Genomic DNA, 21,067 nt, shown 5'->3' on the forward strand with positions numbered 1-21,067 from the left:
GCGCCCTCATTCCCCCTCAACACCCTGTCTCGGGATGAGCAACGGACGTGCCAGAAGTCGCATCGTGATGATTCAACGACTTCCCGCAGCGCAGCGTGCTGCGTCGGACAAAATGTCCTGAATTTCCGGGACAAAATGTCCAATCAGGTCGCTTCCGGCAGCCACATCGTGAATGTACTTCCGGAACCGAGGTGACTCTCGGCCGTGATCTGTCCGCCCTGGCGCTTGATCAGGGTCTGGCTGATGGAGAGGCCCAGCCCGGTGCCCTGCCGCCGCTTCGTGGTGTAGAAGGGATCGAATATCTTCTCGATCACCTCAGCGCTCATGCCGATGCCGGTATCAGTGACCTCGATTGCGACGCCTTGATGGTCGTCACGCTCGGCATCGAATGAGCGGAGCGTCAGGGTTCCGCCGTCCGGCATGGCGTGGATCGCGTTGACGATGAGATTGACCAGGACCTGCTGCAACTCGTTCCGGTTCATCAGCACGAGCCGACTGGCGCGGTCGTCCCTGACCACGGCGATCTCCGTCTTGTTCAGAAGATGCTGCACCAGCGGAAGACAGTCGGAGATGACGCTCGCGGGCGCGTGGCGCTCGACATAGCCGGCATACTCCTCCGGCCTTGCAAACTGCAACAGCTTGGTCACGATCTGGCTGATGCGGTGAATCTGCTCGTCGAGCAGGCGAAACTCGACCTTCGCCTTGTCGGCGTCGGCCCCGAACACGCTGCGGACGACGTCGAGATTGCCCTGCATCACCGCGATCGGATTGTTGATCTCGTGCGCGACGCCGGCGGTGATCTCGCCAATCGCGGCCAGCTTCTCGGACATGATGAGCTGCTTGGTGGTTGCCTCGAGCTTGAGATTGGCGTGCTCGAGGTCGCGGGTGCGCTCAAGCACACGGACGTTCAGCTCCTCGTTCCATTCCCGGAGCTGTCGGTCGCGTTCCTGGATCTGGTCGAGCAGGCTGTCGAGATGAACCGCGACGCGGCCGATCTCGTCGCCCAAAACCGGCATCTTGGTGCGGGCGGAGAGGTTCCCGCGCTCCACCTCGCCGATCGTCGCCGTGACGCGCTCCAGCGGCATGAAGATGGAGGTCGCCCAGCGCAGGAAGATCGGTACGGTCGCGACGGTGATCGCGATGAAGGCCGCGATGATGATCGCCAGCGTCTGGTATTTCGCTTCGCTGAACGGCTTCTCCAGAAAGCCGACATAGAGCATGCCGACCCGCTTGCCATAACTGTCGACCAGCGGCTCGTAGGCGGAGATGTACCAGTCATTGACGACGAAAGCGCTGTCGAGCCAGGTGTGCCCCTCGCCCAGCACGGCCGAGCGCACCGCCGCCGACACCCGCGTGCCGAGCGCGCGACGTCCCTCGAACAGACGGACGTTGGTCGATATCCGCACATCATCCAGGAACAGCGTCGCGGTGCCCTGGCTGCCCTCCGGCAGGCTCGCCGCGCGGTAAACGAGATCGTTGATCGTGTCGATGAATTCGAGATTCTGGTTGAGCAGCGTGCCGCCGACCAGCGCGGCGGCGCCACCGTCGGGCAGCATCGCCCGGCTCGCCGCATGCACGACCATGCCGCGCGTCTCCGTGCTGCGGTCGGTCGGCACCGCGTTCGGGGTCGGTACCAGGTCCAATCGCGCCCGCTCGGCCAGGGCCGGCGAAATCGCGGCGAGCTCGTCATTGCCGAAAATGTCGACACCCGTCGCAGCGACCTTGCCCGACAGCGCCGACATGACGATCGGCCAGTCATGTCTCGGTTGACGCTGCAGCGGCGGCGATGAGGCCAGGACGTCGCCGCGATCGTTGATCAGATACAGGAAATCGAGCCCGATCTCCTTGCGGGTCTCGTCGAGCAGCTCCCGCAGCGAGCCGTGCGCATCCGGCCCCAGCACCTCGTGGAAACGGGCCGACAGGCCGAGCGCCCGGATCTGGACTCCGGTCTTTTCCAGAATGCGGGCGAGATATTGGTGGGCAATCGTGAGATCGCCGTTGACCTTGGAGATCAGGGCCGCGTCGAATTTCGCGTTCCAGCGAAAGATCGCAACGCCGAGCAGGAGCGGCAGGATGACCAGCATCGGCAGCAAGGCGATCGCGAGCAACCGGAAGCGGACGGAGCGTCCCCGCACGAGCTCGTCGTTGCGGCGGGCACCATCAGACATCCCATAACGCGCATTTGCGATCGATGGTCTTGCGGGACACACCGAGGCGCCGGGCCGCCTCCTCGCGATTGCCATTGACCTCCTTCAGCACTCCGAGGATGTGACGGCGCTCGAGCTCCGCGAGACTGTCGGCAGGCGCCGACTGACCGTCGTTGCGAGGGCCGGCGAAATCGTCGGGGAAGGCGCCGAGGATCAGCGTGCGCTCGATCAAATTGCGCAGCTCGCGCACGTTGCCGGGCCAGTCATAGCTTGCGAGCGCCGCCCGCACCGAGGCGTCGATCGGCACCGGCGGCATGCCGAGCTGAGCCGACAGCTTGCTCATGAAGATGGCGGCAAGCTCCTGCACGTCATCGCCGCGATCCTTCAGGAGCGGCAGGTGGATCTGCATCACGTTGAGCCGGTAGAACAGATCGGCACGGAAGCGGCCCTTCTCGACCTCCTTCTGAAGCTCGGCATTGGTTGCGAAGATGAAACGCAGGTCGACCGGAACTTCACGCTCGGAGCCGACTGGACGGACGCGGCGGTCTTCGAGCACGCGGAGCAGCTTGCTCTGCATCGGCAGCGGCAGCTCCCCGATCTCGTCGAGGAACAGCGTGCCGCCATGCGCGTACAGGAACAGGCCCTCACGCCCCGAATCGGCGCCGGTGAAGGCGCCCTTGATGTGTCCGAACAGCTCGGCCTCGATCATCTCCGGCGGAATCGCCGCGCAATTCACTGGCACGAAGGGCTTGTCGGCGCGGTCGGACAGCGAGTGGATCGAGCGGGCTGCCACTTCCTTGCCGGTGCCGGATGCGCCGGTGAGGAGAACCGAGGTCGGCAGGCGCGCGACGCGGGCGATGGTCTCGCGCACGCGCAGCGTCGCCGCCGACTGACCGATCAGATTGTCGCGCAGGAAGGTGCGGTCGGACGAGGCACGCAGGGCGTAGCGCAGGACATAGTTCTCGCGCTGGAGGCGGACACGGTCGAGGCACCGGGCCACGGCGTTGAGGATCTGGTTGGAGCGGAACGGCTTGAGCACGAAATCGGCCGCACCGGCGCGCAGGGCCTGGATCGCGGTGTCGAGGTCGGCATAGGCGGTGATCAGGATGGCGTCGGCGAAAAAGCCGACGGCGCGCTGCTCGGCGAGCCAATCGACGCCGTTCTTGCCGGGCATGATGTTGTCGAGAATGACGACGTCATAGCGGTTGGAATCGAGCTTGCGCGAGGCCTGGTCGGTATCGGCCGCCTCGTCCACCAGCTTGCAGCGCGGTCCAAGCGTGCGCACCAGAAAATTGCGCATGCCCGGCTCGTCGTCGACGATCAGGATCGAGGCCTGCGCCAACGCCCCGAACTCCGGCCCTGCAGCCGTCTTGCCGGACTTGACGGCCGGCTCGCGTCCCACCGCAGGACTTGCGGCAACGCCTGCCCTCGATGTTGAGAAAGTCATGCCCGATGTCTTAGGTTTGAGAGTCTAGGTTTGAGCTCATTCCACTGCACTCAGCGGCATTTTTCGCATTGCAGCGAAGTTCCGGCCGTTTCCCCGCAGGCGAAACATAGTCAAATGTCGTCGCCGTGAACATTCGCCTTTCTACGAGGCGTCGCTCTTTTCGACCAGGAACACGATGCGCGCCTCGTTGCGCTCGGTGATCTCGACCTTGTCGCCGGTCTCGCGGATAAGGTTCGGAATGTCAATCACCGACAAGGGATCGGTGCAATGGACCTCGAGCTGGTCGCCCGGCTGCAACGGCTTCAGCGCCTTGCGCGTCTTCAGGGCGGGCAGCGGGCATTTCAGTCCGGTGAGATCGAGCGTCGTTCTGGTCATGGACGCAACATGGCGGGACGAGGCGGTGGGGTCAACGCAAGTCTCTACAGCAGATCGGCGTAGGACAAAAAGCCGACGTCCTGCCCCGGCCCGACCTGCGTGATGCTCTCGCCGAGTTCGACGAGGCCGTCGGTCTCGACCAGAGAGGACAGAAGCCCCGCCCCCTCGCGCGGAAACTTGACGGCCTCGAGCCGGCCGTCCTGCGCGCGCCGCAGGGAGACGCGCACATATTCGCGGCGGCCGCTCTTCTTCTTGTAGGAAAACGCAGCGCGCACCGGGATCGGCAACAGCGGCTCGGGCAGCGCCCCCGCCAGCGCCAGCACCGTCGGCCGCACCACATGGACGAAGGTGACGAAGCTCGCGACGGGATTGCCCGGCAATCCGATCAGCGGCGTGCCGTCGATGATCCCCATCGCCACGGGCCGACCGGGCTTGATTGCCATCCGCCACAGCACCAGCGAACCGATGCTCTCGACCGCCGCCTTGACGTGGTCCTCCTCGCCGGTCGAGACGCCGCCGGTCGTGAGGATCAAATCATGAGAGCCGGCAACCTGCTTCAAGCCATTCGCGAGCGAAATGCGCTCGTCGCGCAGGATGCCGAGATCGCTGACCTCGCAGCCGAGCCGGCGCAGCATCGCCATCAGCATGAAGCGGTTGGAATCGAACAGTTGCGAGGCCGCGCGCGGCTCGCCGGGCGAGGCCAGTTCGTTGCCGGTCGAGAACACCGCAACGCGAACGCGCCTGACGACGTCGAGACCGACAAGACCGAACGCGGCGGCAAGCGCGACGTGCTGCGGCCGCAGCCGCTGCCCGGCGCGCAACGCGATGTGCCCCTCCGGGATGTCCTCGCCTGCAGGGCGGACATTGGCACCGGGCTTCAGCCCCGACGGCAGCACGATCTTCCCGGAATCGTCGATACGAACGTCCTCCTGCATGAAGACGGTCTCGGCATCCGGCGGCATCGGCGCGCCCGTGAAGATGCGCGCAGTGTGGCCGGGCCTGATCGGCGCCTGTGCAAGGCCGCCGGCCTGGATGCGGCCATCGAGCGCGAACGCCCGCTCGGCAGCTTGCGGAATGTCGGCGTTGCGCACGGCGTAACCGTCGACGGCCGAGTTGGTGAAGGGCGGCAGCGGCAGCGGCGCTGCGACATCGCGCGCCAGCACCCGCCCGTCTGCCTCGACCAGCGCCACGGTCTCGATATCGGCGATCGCATTGACGCGCGTCGCGATCAGCCCAACGGCCTCGTCGACCGACATCATCGGGCCGCCGAAGGCAAAGCAATCGTCCGAGAGTTGCGCCATGGTGCCTCGTCAGCGCATCGCGGCGCTCTTCGCGACCGCTTCCTCGACCGGCATCGCCGCGCGCAGCAGCAGCGCCGCGGCCGCCGCGATATCGTCGAGATGGACAGTCGGCAGCCCAGTGTCAATGGCGGTGTCGGTCGCGATCCCGGCAATCCCGGGATCGTCGGGAAACAGCAGCGGCTTGCCGTTCGCCGCGCGATGCACCTCGATCTTGCGATGCGGCTCGCGCTTGAAACCCTCGACCACGACGAGATCGACCGCGGACAGCTTGCCCAGAAGTTCCGGCAGCCGCGGCTCCGCCGCCCCGCGCAATTCGTGCATCAGGGCCCAGCGGTTTGACGACGCCACCAGCACTTCGGCCGCGCCGGCCTCGCGATGGCGCCAGGAATCCTTGCCGGGCACGTCGACGTCGAACTGGTGATGCGCATGCTTGATGACCGAGACGCGCAGGCCCTGCGCTTTGAAGTGCGGGATCAGCCGCGTCAACAGCGTGGTCTTGCCCGCACCGCTCCAGCCTGCAAGGCCGATGACTTTCATTCCAGCTCCGTCTCAGCAAGACGCTTGGTTTGCGGTGGAACCACCGCTCCCTCCCCGTCATTGCGAGGAGCGTAGCGACGAAGCAATCCAGACTGTCACCGCGGAAGTAGTCTGGATTGCTTCGCTACGCTCACAATGACGAACGGCGGCATTTACCTGTTCTCCGCCATGCTTATATCGGCTTGACCCGAATGTCATGCTAACCTCGCGGCCATGATGAAGATCGACAAAACCCCCGTGCCCCTGATCCTCCCCAATCCGGACGACCCGCGCCTGACCCAGTGCGTGACCGGCACCGACCAGACCGGCGCCAAGATCGAGATCAAGGTGCCGATGGAGCGGCCGCTGACGCTCTATCTGAACTCCCAGGAGATCGTCACGATGATGACGATCGGCGACTACCCCGAATATCTGGCGCTCGGCTATCTGCTGAACCAGAACATGCTGAAATATAACGACGCTGTCACCGAGGTCGAATACGACGACGACCTCCAGGTGGTCGTGGTACGCACCACACATCACACCAATTTCGAAGCCAAGCTGAAGAAGCGCACGCAGACCTCCGGCTGCGCGCAGGGCACTGCCTTCGGGGACCTGCTGGAGGCCGTCGAGAGCGTCGCGCTGCCGAAGGCGGAGCTGCGCACATCCTGGCTGTACCAGATGACGCAGACCATCAACACCATGCCCTCGCTCTATCTCGAGGCCGGCGCGATCCACGGCTGCGTGCTGTGCAAGGAAGGCACGCCGGTCTGCTACACCGAGGACGTCGGCCGCCACAACGCCGTCGACAAGATCGCCGGCTGGATGTACCGCCACGGCGTCGATGCCTCGGACAAGATCCTCTACACCACCGGGCGCCTCACCTCGGAGATGGTGATCAAGACGGTCCGGATGGGAATTCCGATTTTGGTGTCGCGCTCCGGCTTCACCGCCTGGGGCGTCGATCTCGCAAGACAGGTCGGGCTGACGCTGGTCGGACGCACCCGCGGCAAGCGCTTCATCGCGCTCGCGGGCGAGGAGCGCATCGTCTACGACCAGGATCTCGCCTACGTCGAGGAAGAGTCGGCGAAGCACAAGCGCAAGGGTGAAGCTGGTGACGACTGACATTCTGCCAACGCAAGGCGTGCTGCTCGCCGGCGGTCTCGCGCGGCGCATGGGCGGCGGCGACAAGCCGATGCGCACCATCGGCGGCCGTACCATCCTGGAGCGCGTGATCGCGCGCCTGTCACCGCAATGCAGCGGGCTGATCCTCAATGCGAACGGCGATCCCGCGCGTTTCGCATCCTTCGGCCTGCAGGTTGTCGCCGACGACGTGCCCGGCTTTCCCGGTCCACTCGCCGGCATTCTCGCCGCGCTCGACTGGACCGCAGCAAATCGGCCGGGCGTCGAATGGGTGCTCAGCGCCGCAGGCGACTGCCCGTTCCTTCCGCGCGACCTCGTCGCGCGCCTGCATGAGGCCCGCGAACGCGAGAACGCACGGCTCGCGGTCGCCGCATCAGACGGACAGTCGCATCCCGTGATCGGCCTGTGGCAAGTCGCCTTGCGCGACGAACTCAGGCATGCGCTGGTCGTCGAGGATCTTCGCAAGATCGACCGCTGGACCGCGCGCTATCCGCTCGCGACGGTGAATTGGCCGGTCGAGCCGCTCGATCCGTTCTTCAACGCCAACACGGTCGAGGACATCGCCGAAGCTGAGCGGCTGGCGGCGCTGGATGACGCGGCCTAACCGCCTTATGATTTGGGAAATTCGTTGAGAAGTTGCGCCCAGACCACCGCAAAGGCGACCAGCCCGCAGAGGCCGATTGCCGTGGTCACGCGCGGCAACCGATTGAGCGCGATCAGCAGCCAGGCCGGCAGGAAGAAAAACGCAAAGATCATTCCGAGCGGGAAGACCGCGAGCCATTGAAAGCCGGTACCGTCGCCCTGCGGCACGTGGGCGATGAAATAAAAGGTATAGAGCCAGAACAGCGTTCCGGCGGCGGCGACGAGGGTCGCAGCCTTGCGGAAATTGAAGACAGCTGGCGTGGCCATGGCTTGGATCATGTTTCTTGGTCGCGGCTGCAGCCATCCGAGTTCATGGCGCCGTTCGAACCGGACCAAGGCCGGCAGCGACCAATATTCTGACGTTGCCCGGGTGAGCCATGACCGACGATTTCCTGAATGCCATCTTCACCATCGTCGATTTCGCCGTCGATCTGTCGGAAACGATCGACAGCACCAAGCGGAGCAAGCCTGACATCTTCGAGGTCCCGCCAGACCCGACGCCTCTACCCCCTGGCGCGCAGCGTGCGCTCGCGGAGGTCGAGGAACGCGCGCGCGAGGCTGCCATGGTGGTCAGAACGTCGTAGCGGCAAGCCTTTCAGGACAAGTTCGTTTAGGCCGGCCGAAATCCCGCCCGTTCCAATGCCGCACGCACGTCGTCCGAGCTCAATGCATCGAGAAACGCCTGCGCGGCCGGGCGCTGCTTGCGCTCCGTCACCAGCGCGAAGTCGTAATGCTCTTCCGCGAACGGAATGAAATCGAGACCGGCTGCATGGGCGACGGGCGCAATGGTCATGCCCCAGTCGGCGCGGTGCTGTGCAACGGCGGCAGCGACCGCGTTGTGCGAGCGCGGCTGGTTCCAATAGCCTTCCGGGCGTGCACCGCCGAGCAGACGGTCGATCAGGATACGCGTGCCGGCGCCCTGGTTGCGGTTGACCATGATGCAGGCGGGATCAGCGAGCGCCGCTGCGACGGCCTGTTTCGCATCAAGGCCCTCGAAGCGCCTGTCGCCCTTGCGGAAGACGATGCCCTGCATCCGCCGCCAGCCGGGCACGAGCTCGAGCCCTTTGACGAGATAGGGCGAATTGTAGGTTTCGCTTTTGTCGTCGAACAGATGGATCGGCGCGAGATCGCATTCGCCGCGCTTGGCGGCCGCGAGCCCGCCGAGGCTGCCAACCGAGATCGAACGCACGTTAAAGCCCGCATGCGCGAGCTGTGCAGTGACGAGATCGAGGCCAGTGCAGTGACTGCCGACGATGACGAGATCGGGCACGCGTACATGCGGCGTGAACAGCGTCACCTCGGCTTCGGTCCCGGCCGGCATCTGGTCGGCGAGCGCATCGATCCGCAAAAAGCCGTCGGCCTGCGCGAAGGACGTGATCGCACCAGACCCCTTGCCGGAGGGATAGGCGATCAGACCGTCACGGCCCTCGACCAGCGAAACCATGACGAATTCGGTGCGGCCGAGTTCGGAGGCAATGCGCACCGGCACGGTTGCGCTCACCTTGGCATCGGAGCGCGGCGGCAAGCCGGCCAGCTTGCGCAGTACCGGCACGATCATGTCGTGGAAGGTGAACATCGCCGAGGTCGGAAAGCCCGGCAGGATCACCACCGGCTTGCCGTCGCACACCGCAAGGCACAGCGGCTTGCCGGGCTTGAGCGCGATGCCATGGGCGACGATCCCGGGCCGGCCGAGCCGGCCGATGATGCGATGGGACAGATCGCCGGCGCCTTTTGAGGTACCGCCGGACAGCACGAGCATGTCGGCGCCGGCAAGCGCGCTGCGCATCGCGGATTCGAGTTTCGCCTCATCGTCTGGAATGGCGCCCAGGAAGACTGCCTCGCCCCCGTTCTCGTCGATCGCAGCCGTGACGATCGCGCCGTTGGTGTCGTAGATCGCGGCGGGCGGAAGAGCCTCGCCGGGCTGAACCAGTTCATCGCCGGTGGAGATCACGGCCACCCGCGGCTTGCGCGCGACCTTCACCTCGGCAATGCCGCACGCGGCCAGCATGCCGATCTCGCGCGAGCCGATGATCGTGCCGGCGCGCAGCAGCGCCTCGCCGCGCGCAATGTCGGATCCGGCGTAGGACACGAATTGCCCCGGCGAGACGGCACGACGAACGTCGATCGCATCGGATTCCGCGGGCTGGGTGTGCTCGACCATGACGACCGCGTCGGCCCCGCGCGGCAAGGGACCCCCGGTGGCGATCGGCGTTGCGGTTCCGGCGGCCACTTGCATCCTCGGCGCAATACCGCAGTGAATGCTCTCGCCGTTCAGCGTGAGGCGCCGAGGGGCGCCTTCGCCTGCCGCAGCAAGGTCGGCCGAGCGCACGGCAAAACCGTCGACATTGGAGCGATCGAACGGGGGAACGTCGATCGGCGCGGTGATGTCTTCGGCGAGCGCCACGCCGAGCGCATCGGCGAGCTTGCGCTTCTCGCTCGTAACGGCGCGCGGGAACAACGCGGCCTCGAAGCGCGCCAGGGCCTCCTCGCGCGAGAGGATCTTGAGGAACTGCTCTTGTTCGAGCGCGCTGCGGATTTGCGACTGCGGGTTCATCGACATGCCAAAACCCTTATCATTCTCGCATGAGATAGGCATCGACCGGCTCCCCCGCCGCAAATCCCTCGTCGCTGGCGGGAATGAGCAGCCATGCATCCGCACCGGCAAGGGACTGGAGCGGCCATTCACCAACGGCGAGCGGCATCCACCCAATTTGTTCCCTCGCCAGCAAAGCGATCTCGGCGATGCCGACACTGGAGGCGATTTTTTGCGCAAGCGGCAGGCTCACCTGCCAGCGCGGCCGGCGCGCCGATAGTCTGTCGATCAGCGGAAGCACGAGCGCGAGCCACGCTGCCAGCGCATGATCCGGCGAGCCCGGCAAGGCCACGACGGGAACCTTTCCGAGCTTCGCGACTGCGGCAGTCCGCCCGGGCTGAAGCGCAACGCCGTGGGCGATCACATCACCGCGCTGGGCCAGCGCCGTGACGGCCGCATCGGTGCGGCCAACGCCGCTGCCCCCGACCGTCAGGATCAGATCGCAAGCGGACATTTCGAGCGCAGCGGCAATCGACGCCGCATCACGCGACGCAGCCTCGGACGTCTGCACATCCAGTCCCGCAGCGCGCGCGATCCCGGCGATCATGAGCATCGTCGCCGTTGCACCGGGCACGTTGACGATGCGCAGCCGGGGCCGGCGCACGCCGAGCCGGTCCAGACCGGCCACGCGCGCGAGCAGCAGATCGGCTGCGCCGACCGGATGGCCCTCGACGCCGGCCGGCATGCGCTCCGCGATGTCGCTGCCGGCACGCCTGACGCCATGCCCCGGCACGGCCTCCGCCAGCACCTGCACGAGCGGACCGGATGCATCGACCGCGTCGGCATCGAGCACACAATCACAGCCGTCGGGCATCGCGTCGCCGGCCTCGACCCACGGGGGCGCTTGTGTCAACGGCAGCGGCGAATAGGAGGATGCGCCGACGAGATCGTTGGCGCACAGCGCCCAGCCATCCGCGGCGGCAATGTCGTGCGGCGGATAGGCCGCCAGCAGCGAATTTCCGGCTGCGATGCAGCCGGCTGTTTCCGTCAGCGGCAACTGTACCGGCGCAAGCGGCTCGAGCCCGCTCAGCAGCGCGGCGAGCGCGGTGTCGAGCGATGTCAGCGATGGCGGAAGGCGCTGGGTCATGCGCCATGGTGGACCATGCATCGCCCGGTTTGGCAACCGCCGGCGATGTGGGCCTCAACCGCCCGACCTGTCCGCATTGGGGAAGAACAGCTGCTGCCCGTCGACCTTGTAGCCTGCAATCACCGTCTGCCCCTCCGGCGAGGTCAGCCAGTCGATGAAGGTCTGCGCGAGATCCTTCTTCACATCCGGAAACTTCTCGGGGTTCACCAGCATCGCGCCGTACTGATTGAGCAGCCGCCGGTCACCTTCGACGACGATGTCGAGATCGCCGCGATCCTTGAAGGCGATCCAGCTGCCGCGATCCGACAGCACATACCCATTCGCGGCGCGCGCGGCGTCGAGCGCCGAGGCCATGCCCTGCCCCACCTCGCGGTACCAGGCGCCCTTGGCGGCCGCGATGTCGATGCCGGCGACGATCCAGAGCGCCAGCTCCGCGGCGTGAGTCCCCGAGCGATCGCCGCGCGTCACGAACGGGGCGCCCTTGGCCTCGATCGCCTTCAGCGCCGTCGCGATGTCCTTGCCCTTGACGCCGGCGGGATCGCTCTTCGGCCCGATCAGCACGTAGTCGTTGTACATGACGTCAAAACGCTTCACGCCAAACCCGTCGGCGACGAATTTCTCCTCCTGGGGCCGCGCATGCATCAGCACGACGTCGGCCTCGCCCCGTCGCGGCCCGTCGAGCACCGCATCGGCGCGCCGCGCGATCACGGTCACCTCGATGCCGGTCTTGTCACGGAAGATCGGCAGCAGATAGTCGAGCAGGCCGGACTCCTGTGTCGCGGTGGTCGTGGCGAGGACGATGCTGCGGTCCTCCGCGGACGAGGCCGCGACGCTGCCGGCGAAGCCGCAGAGGAGCGCGTAGACGACGAACAAGCGGCCCATGGTCAGGTTCCTATCTATGACCCGATCATGATGACGGCCGATTGCGCCGCACTCGTGACGCGCCTGCTTTTTGCGCACATCACCCGGGAAATAGCGGCAACGTCGCGAGGCATCCTGCGCACCGCGCAAGCGATTCAAGATCGTTCACCAAAGCCGAGATCGCGCGCCGGGATGTGTTGCAAAGCAGCGAGATGATCAGGCATGGTCCCGCGGACGGGAATTGAAATGCAGAATTCCGACTGCGTCGAACGTCAAAAAGAAGCAAGAATTTGCATAGGAATGCAGGATGGAATTCCTGACGACCAGCGAAGCCGCCGACTATCTTCGGCTCGGCGAACGCAAGCTCTACGAACTCGTCACCACCGGCGCGATCCCCTGCACCAAGGTGACCGGGAAGTGGCTCTTCCCGCGCCACGAACTCGACCTCTGGGTCCTCTCGGGCCTCGCGCGTCCGGCCGGCATGCTGATCGCGGAGCCGCCGCCGGTCGTGGGCGGCAGCCAGGACGAACTGCTGGATTGGGCCTTGCGCGAATCCGGCTCGGGCCTGGGATCGATGAGCGAGGGCAGCGTGCGCGGGCTCGAGCGCTTGCAGCGCAACGAGGTGATGGCAGCAGCAATTCACTTCCACGGCCTGGATGCTTCCGACGATCTCACCGGGGATGCCAGTGTCGAAGCGCTGCGCGCCGCTCCGGATTTGCATGATGCGGTGCTGGTCGCATTCGTGCGCCGCGAGCAGGGTCTCGTGCTGCCGCAAGGCAATCCCAGGCATCTGCATGGCCTGACCGACGTGCTCGCGCTCGGCGCCCGGATGGCGATGCGGCAGCAGGGCACGGGCGCGCAGATGCTGCTCGACCTGCTCCTGAAGCGCGCCGGCGCCACGACGCGGGATTTGCGCCGGGTCGAGACGCCGGCCCTGACCGGACCGGATCTCGCGGAACTGGTCCGCGCCGGCCAGGCCGATTGCGGCATCGCCACGCGCGCCGCCGCGCGTTCGGCCGGCCTCGATTTCGTGCCGCTGGTCTGGGAGAATTTCGACCTCGCGATGCGGCAGCGCAGCTATTTCCGCCCGGCCATGCGGGCCCTGATCGGATTCCTCAACGAACGGCGGCTGCGCCAGCGCGCCGAGGAGCTGACCGGCTACGATCCCTCCCCCGCAGGACAGATCCGCTTCGCAGCCTGACATTGACGCCCGCCCCCAAATAGTTGCAAAAGAAACCAATTCAGCCGGGGCACACCCGGAGCAACAACGGCCAACGTGCCGGATCAGGGGAGGACAAGCGTGAATCCAATCAGATTTGGACTGCCGGTCGCAGCCGCCTTGACGGCGGCGCTGCTATCCGGCGTGGCGTCGGCGCAGCTGTCCGACGACGTCGTCAAGATCGGCGTGCTCACCGACATGAACGGCCCGGCCTCCGCGCCGACCGGCCAAGGCTCGGTGACGGCCGCGCAGATGGCGATCGACGATTTCGGCGGCACCGTGCTCGGCAAGCCGATCAGCATCGTGGTCGGCGACCACCAGCTCAAGGCCGACATCGGCGCCTCGCTCGCGCGGCGCTGGTACGACGTGGAGCAGGTCGATCTGATCGTCGACGTGCCGGTCTCGGCGGTCGGGCTCGCGGTGCAGAACATCGCCAACGAGAAGAAGCGGCTGTTCATCACCCACTCCACCGGCACCGCCGACTTCCACGGCAAGTTCTGCTCGCCCTACGCCATGCAGTGGGTGTTCGACACCCGCGCGCTCGCGGTCGGTACTGCGGATGCCGTGGTCAAGCGCGGCGGCGACAGCTGGTTCTTCATCACCGACGACTACGCCTTCGGCCATTCGCTGGAGCGCGACGCCTCGACCGTCATCACCGCCAATGGCGGCAAGGTGCTGGGCTCGGTGAAGCCGCCGCTGGCAACGCCGGATCTCTCCTCCTTCGTGCTGCAGGCGCAGGCCTCCAAGGCCAAGATCATCGGCATTGCGGCAGGTCCGCCCAACAACATGAACGAGATCAAGACCGGCTCGGAATTCGGCGTGTTCAAGGGCGGCCAGCAGATGGCGGCGCTGCTGGCGCTGATCACCGACATCCACGGCCTCGGCCTGCAGGCCGCGCAAGGCCTCTTGCTGACCACCTCGTTCTACTGGGACATGGACGACAAGACCCGCGCATGGTCGAAGCGCTATTTCGCCAAGCTGAACAAGATGCCGTCGATGTGGCAGGCCGGCGTCTATTCGAGCGTCATGCACTATCTCAACGCCATCAAGGAGGCCGGCACCGACGATCCGCTCAAGGTCGCCGCCAAGATGCGGGAGAAGCCGATCGAGGATTTCTTCGCCCGCAACGGCAAGCTTCGCGAGGACAATCTGATGGTGCACGACCTCTGGCTGGTGCAGGTGAAGACGCCGGAGGAGAGCAAATATCCGTGGGACTATTACAAGATCCTCACGACCATCTCCGGCGACAAGGCGTTCGGGCCGCCGGACCCGGCGTGTGCGATGGTGAAGAAGTGAGATTGTAGCCGCGCTGACGGTGCACCCTCTCCCCTTGCGGGAGAGGGTGGCTCGCCGCACAGCGGCGGGACGGGTGAGGGGTTCTCTCCTCGCGCTGTGCAAATGGAGCCAACCCCTCATCCGGCGCTTCGCGCCACCTTCTCCCACAAGGGGAGAAGGAAGAAAGCGCGCCCTACTTCACCACGCCGATCTCGCGAAAATATTTCATGACGCCCGGATGGATCAGATCCGGCCTCGGCGCCGCCGCGACCGTGTTGGAGGCCGTGGTCTCGCAGGCCTGGGCGAGCTTCTTGCAGAAAACCGCCTCGACACCGTGCAGCGTCTTCGCCAGGCGATATGCGACATCGTCGGGCAGATCCTCGCGCGTGAGCACGAAGCTCCACGAGCCCAGCGAGGCGATCGGCGCGTCCTGCTTCGGGTAGCTGCCCGCGGGCACCAGCAGCGGCTTGAGGAACGCATGCTTGGCGCGGATGCGCGTCATCTCGTCGACGCTGGGGGCAATGAAGCGCGCGCCTGACGCGCTCGATGCGACCGTTGCAAAGCCGGGCCAGCCGATGCCGGCGCCCCAGAGCGCGGCGACGCGGCCGTCCTCGACCATCGCGGGGCCGTCGCCGGCGCGGTCGAGATAGATCGCCTTGAAGTCTTCGTCCTGCTTGAGGCCGAGCCCGTCCAGCACGTAGCGCGCCAGGATCGGCAGGCCCGAGCCTTTGGCGCCGAACGCGACGGGCTGTCCCACGAGATCGCGGATCGTCCGGTAGGGACTGTCCGCGCGCACCACGAACATGCCGGGGTTGGAATAGATCGCCGTCAGTATCTTCAAACGGACCGGCGCACGTCCGATGCCGGCAAAAGCCTCATAGGCCGGCTCGCCCGCGACCAGCGCGAGATCGAGCTCGCCCTTCTCCAGCAGCGGAATGTTCTCGTTGCTGCCCTTGGTGTTGCGCGGCGCGATGGCGATCTGCGGATCGGCCGCGTTCATCACCTCCGCAAAGGCGTTGCCGTAGAGCGGGAAGCCGCCGCCGGGCGTGGCAGTGCCAAGACTGATTGTATGGCTGATCGTCGTCGTCGAAATGGCGGTGCCTCCGGTTTGAGCGGCAGCGGGGCTGGCGAGCAGCACTGCTGCGAGAAGGATGGTCGCGAATCTCATGGTCATTCCCGGCGGGCCTGCGTCAACACCGACTTGCGGCGAAGTAGGCAGCGGCCCGATTTTGTGAAAGCATGCCCCTCAACGACAATAGAACAATGGGAGGCGTCATGTTGCGAATTTTGCGTCGGGGTGTTTTCGGGCTCGCGGTTCTCTCAGGTCTTTTCAGCGCCGCGGCTCCCGCCTCCGCCGCCTATCCCGAACGCCCCGTGCACTGGTTCATCGGCTTTGCCGCCGGCGGCCCCGTCGACATCGTGGCGCGCATCCTGGCGCAGGCGCTGTCGGACAAGCTCGGCCAGCAATTCATCGTCGAGAACAAGGCCGGATCCGGCGGGAACATCGCCGCCGCGGCCGCGATCAATGCGCCGCCCGACGGCTACACGCTGCTGTTCGTCGCGCCGAACAACGCGATCTCGACCTCGCTCTACAAGAAGCTGCCGTTCGACTTCATCCGCGACACCGTGCCGGTGGCGAGCATCATGCAACTCACCAACATGCTGGTCGTCTCCAACGCGTTCCCGGCGAAGTCGGTCCAGGAGTTCATCGACTACTGCAAGGCCAACCCCGGCAAGATCTCCTATGCCTCCTCCGGCAACGGCACCTCGGTGCACATGTCGGCCGAGCTGTTCAAGGCGATGACCAAGTGCGACATGATCCACGTGCCCTATCGCGGATCGGCGATCGCCTTCCCCGACATCATCTCCAACAAGGTGCAGCTGATCTTCGACAATCTGCCTTCCGCGCTGGAGCAGGCCAAGGGCGGCAATGTCCGCGCGCTGGGCGTGACCTCGCCGCAGCGCTGGCCGAGCGTGCCTGACGTGCCCGCGATCGCCGAGACCGTGCCGGGCTTCGAATCGGTCGGCTTCTACGGCATCTCCGCGCCGAAGGGCACCCCAAGCGAGGTGATCGAGACCCTCAACAAGGCCGTCGGCGACGTGCTGAAGGACCCGAAGGTGGTCGCGCGCCTCACCGAAGTCGGCGGCATCCCCAAGCCGATGACACCAGCCGAGTTCGGCAAGCTGGTCACTGATGAGACCGAGAAGTGGCGCAAGGTGGTGGAGTTCGCCGGGGTCTCGGTGGATTAGCGCGGCTCGGCCCCAAGGCGGTTACGGCATCGGAGGGGGCCGGTTGGTCCCCCTCCGCACCCCAAAAGTCGCAAAACAACCCCATGCACAGTAGAAAGAACCCACAAGTTCAATGGGTTATCGGTAGCGAAAAACAGCCCGCTGCAGGGACGATTTGCACCGTCGGGCAAAACAGGGGTATGCAGGCATCATCGCAAAATTCGGTTATCCGAAACCGACCTGCGATGCCGCGCCGGCGTTCCCGCCCGCCCGGGCCAGCATTGCACCCCCGCCCCCATCCCTGTAAACGAACCGCGCACCGTTGCCGGCCGCGCGTTCCCGCGAGCCGCTCGCGGCGGGGCCTGTAGCTCAATGGTTAGAGCCGGCCGCTCATAACGGTCTGGTTGCAGGTTCGAGTCCTGCCGGGCCCACCACGCTTCGCCCTGCAGGCTACGCGTGGCGCGGAGTCCGAAGGGCGAAGGCGGGCTCGGGTCAAGCGAGCCACACCAATATCCAGCACCATGTCAACCAGCGCGGAAGCGGCCGAACGGGCCTCTATAGTCAATCAAGTGTCCCGTCGCCGTAACTGAAGACGTTCAAGGTCAAGCTCGGAATTTCCGATGAGCGCATACTATTGCATCGCAGCGATAAGACCGCACCGAAGCGCGACGCAGCGAAAACCGCAACCAGCTTCGCGAACCAGGATTGCTGCGCCGACCGACGTGAGAGACCTTGGCAAGGTGCCGCGATGCGTGCCAATAATCGAGGGTACTTTCCCCATCAGCCCTGTCCCTCATGCCCCTCCTGCATCCCGAGCGCTACATCGTCGCGCTTCCAGCCGATGAGCTGGAAAAGTTCGCGCGTGAATGGGCGTCGCTGAAGAAGGGCTATTTCGAGGTCGAGCGGTTTTCTGGCGCGGGCGATATGGGCCGCGACGTCGTCGGCTATCTGTCGAAGCAACGGCACGAGGGCGATTGGCACAACTATCAGTGTAAGCAATACGGCAAGGCCGTCCCGCTCAATGTCGGGCTTGGTGAAATCGGCAAAATTCTGTACTTCGCACACGAAGGCGAATTCACCGCGCCGGCGAAGTTTTATTTTGTCGCGCCCAAGGGCGTCGTCCGGACGCTTCGCACTTATATTTCGAAGCCGAGCGAATTGAAGAAGGCCCTCATCGACAATTGGGACGATTATTGCGCTAAGACCATCACGAAAAAAAAGACCATCGCCCTGACCACCGAGTTGAAGAAATTCATCGAGGCTTGGGATTTCTCGAACGTATCGGTGATCTCGGTCGATGTGATGCTCGCCGATGCGGCGGGCAAGATCCTCATGGCCAAGAAATTCGCAGAGAGCCCGGACCCTGCGCCGAAAGGCGTCGTCCCCGGCACGATTGAGGATCGCGAGATGCCTTATGTTCAGCAACTGCTGGACGCTTACAGCGAGCGAGACAGCAAACTATATCCCGATCACTCCGCAATCGCGAAGCACGTCGACCACGGCCCACATCTAGTGATGCAGCGCGAACGTTTCTTTGATGCGGACGCATTCACGCGCTTCTATCGCGACAACACCATGACCGAGGAAATCGATCTCCTTCGCAATGATATGCTCCACGGCGTCGCCGAGGCTCACGGCGCGGTCCATCCAGATGCACTGACGCGCGCAAACGCCGTCATGCAGCAGGCCGCGAACGTTCAGCCGTCTGGCGCGTTAGCTAAGCACGCGCGCGTCCCGGTGAAGCAGGGCATCTGCCACCATTTTGCCAATGAAGGTAAGTTGAAATGGCGGAAGAAGTAGTCATCGCTGAATCGAGCGAGCCGGTTCCGCTGTTCAACAGCGCTCTGGAAACGGGCGTGCGTGCTGTCGTCATCTTAGACGCAGTTCATCCGCGCGCCTTCGATCTCGCTCACCTCACATGGTGCGATCATCTTGTTGTCCATACTTCCGACATCGACGGGCCAGAGAGCCTGCATCCGGATATCCCGCAGCGGACGGGCGAACTACTAGTACGGCGACGCCTGGTCGAGGAAGGCATTAAGTTGATGCGGCGGCTTCACATGATCGAGGCGGAAGTGGGTGATCGCGGCATTGCCTACCGAGCAAGCGAGGATGCATCGGCTTTCGTCGAGGCGCTGCGTTCCGAATACTCCAACGAACTGAAAGAGCGCGCCGCGTGGCTCGCCTCATTCTTGACGAAACGGTCGGACTCGGATCTGGCCGGACTTATCGCGGATCGGATCGGGCGATGGGCTGTTGAATTTCAAGGCGAGGCGGGCAACCCGGGTACAACATGACGTCGGCACCGCGCATCACACTTTCAAACCTGACCTTCACAGGTGAAGGCAAGCCAAACGCCGGCGTCGCCTTTGCGCCCGGACTGAACGTTCTGTTTGGCGCGTCGAACACCGGCAAGTCTTTCACCGTAAAGGCTCTTGATTTTATGTTGGGCGGCTCCGGACCGCTGCCAGAGATAAACGAGCGTGACGGTTACGATCGGTCTTGGCTGGCGCTCTCGCTGCCGAAATCCAACGACGCCACGATTTTGCGGGCTCTGGCGGGCGGTGCCTATGAGATTCTTCCGGGAAACGTGATCGAGGCCGATCCAAAGAGGAAGGACAAGCGAAAGCTGTCCGCCAAGCACAATGCGACTAAGACTGATAACATGTCACAGTTCTTACTCAGCGAACTGGGCCTGTCCGGCAAGGAGATTGCCGAAGACGTTTACGGAAACAAGCGCTCGCTGAGTTTCCGCGACTTGGTTCGCTATTGCCTCATCGACGAGGCCTCTATTCAGAGCGAAACGTCGCCTGCTGAATCTGGGCAATTCACGGGCTCGACGCCCGAGCACAGCGTCCTTAAGCTCATGCTTACCGGCCAAGACGACAGTGCGATTGTGACTGTCGTCGACAGGAAGACGTTCACCAGTGCGCGAACCGCGAAGGTTGAGGTCATTGACGACCTACTGAAGACGGTCAACGACGAGATCGATGCTGACTACCCCGACATTGACGACCTAAAGGATCAGAGCGATCGATTGGAGCAATATTACGCCGAGGCTCAGAGTGCGGCACAGGCCGCACAGGAATCTATCCGTGAGCAACTGCAGGCCAAAAACCACCTAGCGCGCGACATTTACCGAGTAACTCAGCGCCGCAACGAAATCCAGATCAACTACGGGCGCTTCGAGCAACTCGAAGAAGTTTATGCGTCCGACATCAAGCGACTTGAATCGATAGAGGAGGCAGGATTTATCCTCGCATTGTCGGGCGACCAGCCATGCCCACTGTGCGGCGCTTCACCGGACGATCAGAGCCACTCGCATGGCATGTCCGATATTAAGCGCGCACAGAAAGCAGCGAACATAGAGATTGCGAAAATCCGGAAGCAGCAGTCGGAGTTGCGGCAGACCATCCAGAGCCTCGATCAGGAAGGAGCTTTAATCGAGAAGTCGTTGGAAGAGCTTGAAGAAGAGCTGTCGCTCTTGGAAATCGACTTGCAGCGCATGGCGCCAAATGTTTCCGATAGAAAGAGGCGGCTCGACGAGGTGCTAGAGGTTCGCGATCGTGTCAAGCGCGGCCTGGATCTGCTGCTCCAACGCCAAAACCTCCTTGATCGCAAGGAAGCGCTGCTCACGGCCAAGCCCGCATCGAAGGCTGACAGACCGACGCTCGGCGCGCCCGGCAATGTGATGCACGACTTCGCCCAGACGGTAAGCAGCGTGTTAACCGCTTGGAAGTTCCCTGGTGACGGCCACGTTTCGTTCGATGAGGGCGCCTATGACCTTCGCATCGATGGCAAGAAGCGGAAAGATAACGGCAAGGGCGTTCGTGCGGTAACGCATTCCGCGTTCAAGGTCGCCCTGCTAATCTATTGCCGTGAGCGCAATCTCCCCCACCCTGGGTTCTTGGTGCTCGATACGCCGCTGCTCACCTACCGCGATCCGCTGCGTACAAATAGCCCCCTGACCGACGACGAAGAAGCCTTGAAGAAGTCATCGCTCAAAGACCACTTCTTCGAACACCTCTCGAGCGTATCGAAACTTGGTCAGATCATCGTCGTGGAGAACGTCGACTTGCCAATGGGCATCGAAAAATGGGCGAATGTGGAGACCTTTACCGGCGACCCAGCAAATGGGCGTTTCGGTCTGTTCCCGCGACCTGACATGCGAACGCAATTGGTCTCAGGCAAATAGTTGACTCTGGATCGACTTTTTCCTGTTCGAGAAATCG

The 21,067-nt window shown here is 64.3% G+C and carries 19 protein-coding genes and 1 tRNA gene; 10 read left to right on the forward strand and 10 right to left on the reverse strand.

The window, feature by feature from the left end; translation table 11 throughout:
- Positions 1 to 143: 143 nt before the first annotated feature.
- The 5 genes from C7G42_RS23765 to mobB all read right to left on the reverse strand — a co-directional run bounded on the left by C7G42_RS23765 (position 144) and on the right by mobB (position 5,807).
- Positions 144 to 2,168, reverse strand: coding sequence for a sensor histidine kinase (locus tag C7G42_RS23765; protein WP_106951358.1), 2,025 nt, complete (start codon positions 2,166 to 2,168; stop codon positions 144 to 146).
- Positions 2,161 to 3,594 (reverse strand): sigma-54-dependent transcriptional regulator, encoded by a 1,434-nt coding sequence (locus tag C7G42_RS23770; protein WP_106951359.1) that lies wholly within the window; start codon positions 3,592 to 3,594, stop codon positions 2,161 to 2,163. Before C7G42_RS23770 ends, C7G42_RS23765 begins: the two co-directional genes overlap by 8 nt.
- A gap of 141 nt (positions 3,595 to 3,735) precedes the next feature.
- Positions 3,736 to 3,969, reverse strand: coding sequence for a sulfurtransferase TusA family protein (locus tag C7G42_RS23775; protein WP_094973742.1), 234 nt, complete (start codon positions 3,967 to 3,969; stop codon positions 3,736 to 3,738).
- A 44-nt stretch (positions 3,970 to 4,013) separates the two neighbouring features.
- Positions 4,014 to 5,270: a molybdopterin molybdotransferase MoeA gene (locus C7G42_RS23780; RefSeq protein ID WP_106951360.1), complete on the reverse strand. Its 1,257-nt coding sequence runs from the start codon at positions 5,268 to 5,270 to the stop codon at positions 4,014 to 4,016.
- 9 nt (positions 5,271 to 5,279) lie between these two features.
- Positions 5,280 to 5,807: a molybdopterin-guanine dinucleotide biosynthesis protein B gene (mobB, locus tag C7G42_RS23785; RefSeq protein WP_106951361.1), complete on the reverse strand. Its 528-nt coding sequence runs from the start codon at positions 5,805 to 5,807 to the stop codon at positions 5,280 to 5,282.
- Between the two features lie 213 nt (positions 5,808 to 6,020).
- Between mobB and fdhD the strand changes: the two genes are divergently transcribed.
- Together fdhD and mobA are read left to right on the forward strand one after the other, a co-directional pair.
- Entirely contained in the window at positions 6,021 to 6,911 is an 891-nt protein-coding gene (fdhD, locus tag C7G42_RS23790; protein WP_106951362.1) for a formate dehydrogenase accessory sulfurtransferase FdhD, read from the forward strand.
- Positions 6,901 to 7,533: a molybdenum cofactor guanylyltransferase MobA gene (gene mobA / locus C7G42_RS23795; protein WP_502694233.1), complete on the forward strand. Its 633-nt coding sequence runs from the start codon at positions 6,901 to 6,903 to the stop codon at positions 7,531 to 7,533. The genes fdhD and mobA overlap by 11 nt, the downstream gene beginning before the upstream one ends.
- A 5-nt stretch (positions 7,534 to 7,538) precedes the next feature.
- Here mobA and C7G42_RS23800 read toward each other — a convergent pair whose 3' ends face one another.
- The gene (locus C7G42_RS23800; RefSeq protein ID WP_106951472.1) at positions 7,539 to 7,838 is read right to left on the reverse strand and encodes a hypothetical protein; all 300 of its coding nucleotides are present in this window, start codon (positions 7,836 to 7,838) and stop codon (positions 7,539 to 7,541) included.
- Positions 7,839 to 7,948: 110 nt separating this feature from the next.
- On the opposite strand from C7G42_RS23800, the gene C7G42_RS23805 reads away from it, so the two are divergent.
- The gene (locus C7G42_RS23805; RefSeq protein ID WP_106951364.1) at positions 7,949 to 8,155 is read left to right on the forward strand and encodes a hypothetical protein; all 207 of its coding nucleotides are present in this window, start codon (positions 7,949 to 7,951) and stop codon (positions 8,153 to 8,155) included.
- Positions 8,156 to 8,181: 26 nt separating this feature from the next.
- Here the strand turns inward: C7G42_RS23805 and C7G42_RS23810 are convergent, their stop codons facing one another.
- From C7G42_RS23810 to C7G42_RS23820, 3 genes are read right to left on the reverse strand one after another with little or no spacing between them, the layout of a single operon-like run.
- Complete coding sequence (locus tag C7G42_RS23810; RefSeq protein WP_106951365.1) at positions 8,182 to 10,131, reverse strand: molybdopterin biosynthesis protein; 1,950 nt, start codon at positions 10,129 to 10,131, stop codon at positions 8,182 to 8,184.
- A gap of 13 nt (positions 10,132 to 10,144) precedes the next feature.
- Positions 10,145 to 11,251 (reverse strand): molybdopterin-binding protein, encoded by a 1,107-nt coding sequence (locus C7G42_RS23815; RefSeq protein WP_106951366.1) that lies wholly within the window; start codon positions 11,249 to 11,251, stop codon positions 10,145 to 10,147.
- 54 nt (positions 11,252 to 11,305) lie between these two features.
- Entirely contained in the window at positions 11,306 to 12,133 is an 828-nt protein-coding gene (locus C7G42_RS23820; RefSeq protein ID WP_106951367.1) for an ABC transporter substrate-binding protein, read from the reverse strand.
- A gap of 286 nt (positions 12,134 to 12,419) precedes the next feature.
- Between C7G42_RS23820 and C7G42_RS23830 the strand changes: the two genes are divergently transcribed.
- Together C7G42_RS23830 and C7G42_RS23835 are read left to right on the forward strand one after the other, a co-directional pair.
- On the forward strand, positions 12,420 to 13,313 hold the full coding sequence (locus C7G42_RS23830) for a substrate-binding domain-containing protein (RefSeq protein WP_106951368.1): 894 nt from the start codon (positions 12,420 to 12,422) through the stop codon (positions 13,311 to 13,313).
- A gap of 99 nt (positions 13,314 to 13,412) precedes the next feature.
- Complete coding sequence (locus C7G42_RS23835; protein ID WP_106951369.1) at positions 13,413 to 14,627, forward strand: ABC transporter substrate-binding protein; 1,215 nt, start codon at positions 13,413 to 13,415, stop codon at positions 14,625 to 14,627.
- Between the two features lie 172 nt (positions 14,628 to 14,799).
- On the opposite strand, the gene C7G42_RS23840 is transcribed toward C7G42_RS23835, so the two are convergent.
- On the reverse strand, positions 14,800 to 15,774 hold the full coding sequence (locus C7G42_RS23840) for a TAXI family TRAP transporter solute-binding subunit (protein ID WP_106951473.1): 975 nt from the start codon (positions 15,772 to 15,774) through the stop codon (positions 14,800 to 14,802).
- A gap of 107 nt (positions 15,775 to 15,881) precedes the next feature.
- Here C7G42_RS23840 and C7G42_RS23845 point away from each other — a divergent pair, with 107 nt between their 5' ends.
- From C7G42_RS23845 to C7G42_RS23865, 5 genes are all read left to right on the forward strand, one after another.
- On the forward strand, positions 15,882 to 16,856 hold the full coding sequence (locus C7G42_RS23845) for a Bug family tripartite tricarboxylate transporter substrate binding protein (RefSeq protein WP_199581093.1): 975 nt from the start codon (positions 15,882 to 15,884) through the stop codon (positions 16,854 to 16,856).
- A gap of 337 nt (positions 16,857 to 17,193) precedes the next feature.
- Positions 17,194 to 17,269: transfer RNA gene (locus tag C7G42_RS23850), tRNA-Ile, on the forward strand.
- 361 nt (positions 17,270 to 17,630) lie between these two features.
- On the forward strand, positions 17,631 to 18,635 hold the full coding sequence (locus C7G42_RS23855) for an ABC-three component system protein (protein WP_106951371.1): 1,005 nt from the start codon (positions 17,631 to 17,633) through the stop codon (positions 18,633 to 18,635).
- Entirely contained in the window at positions 18,620 to 19,132 is a 513-nt protein-coding gene (locus C7G42_RS23860) for an ABC-three component system middle component 2 (protein ID WP_106951372.1), read from the forward strand. Before C7G42_RS23855 ends, C7G42_RS23860 begins: the two co-directional genes overlap by 16 nt.
- Entirely contained in the window at positions 19,129 to 21,030 is a 1,902-nt protein-coding gene (locus tag C7G42_RS23865; RefSeq protein WP_106951373.1) for a hypothetical protein, read from the forward strand. The genes C7G42_RS23860 and C7G42_RS23865 overlap by 4 nt, the downstream gene beginning before the upstream one ends.
- The last annotated feature ends 37 nt before the right edge of the window (positions 21,031 to 21,067 follow it).

The sequence above is a fragment of the Bradyrhizobium sp. MOS003 genome, assembly GCF_003020125.1.
In the GTDB taxonomy this organism is placed as follows: domain Bacteria; phylum Pseudomonadota; class Alphaproteobacteria; order Rhizobiales; family Xanthobacteraceae; genus Bradyrhizobium.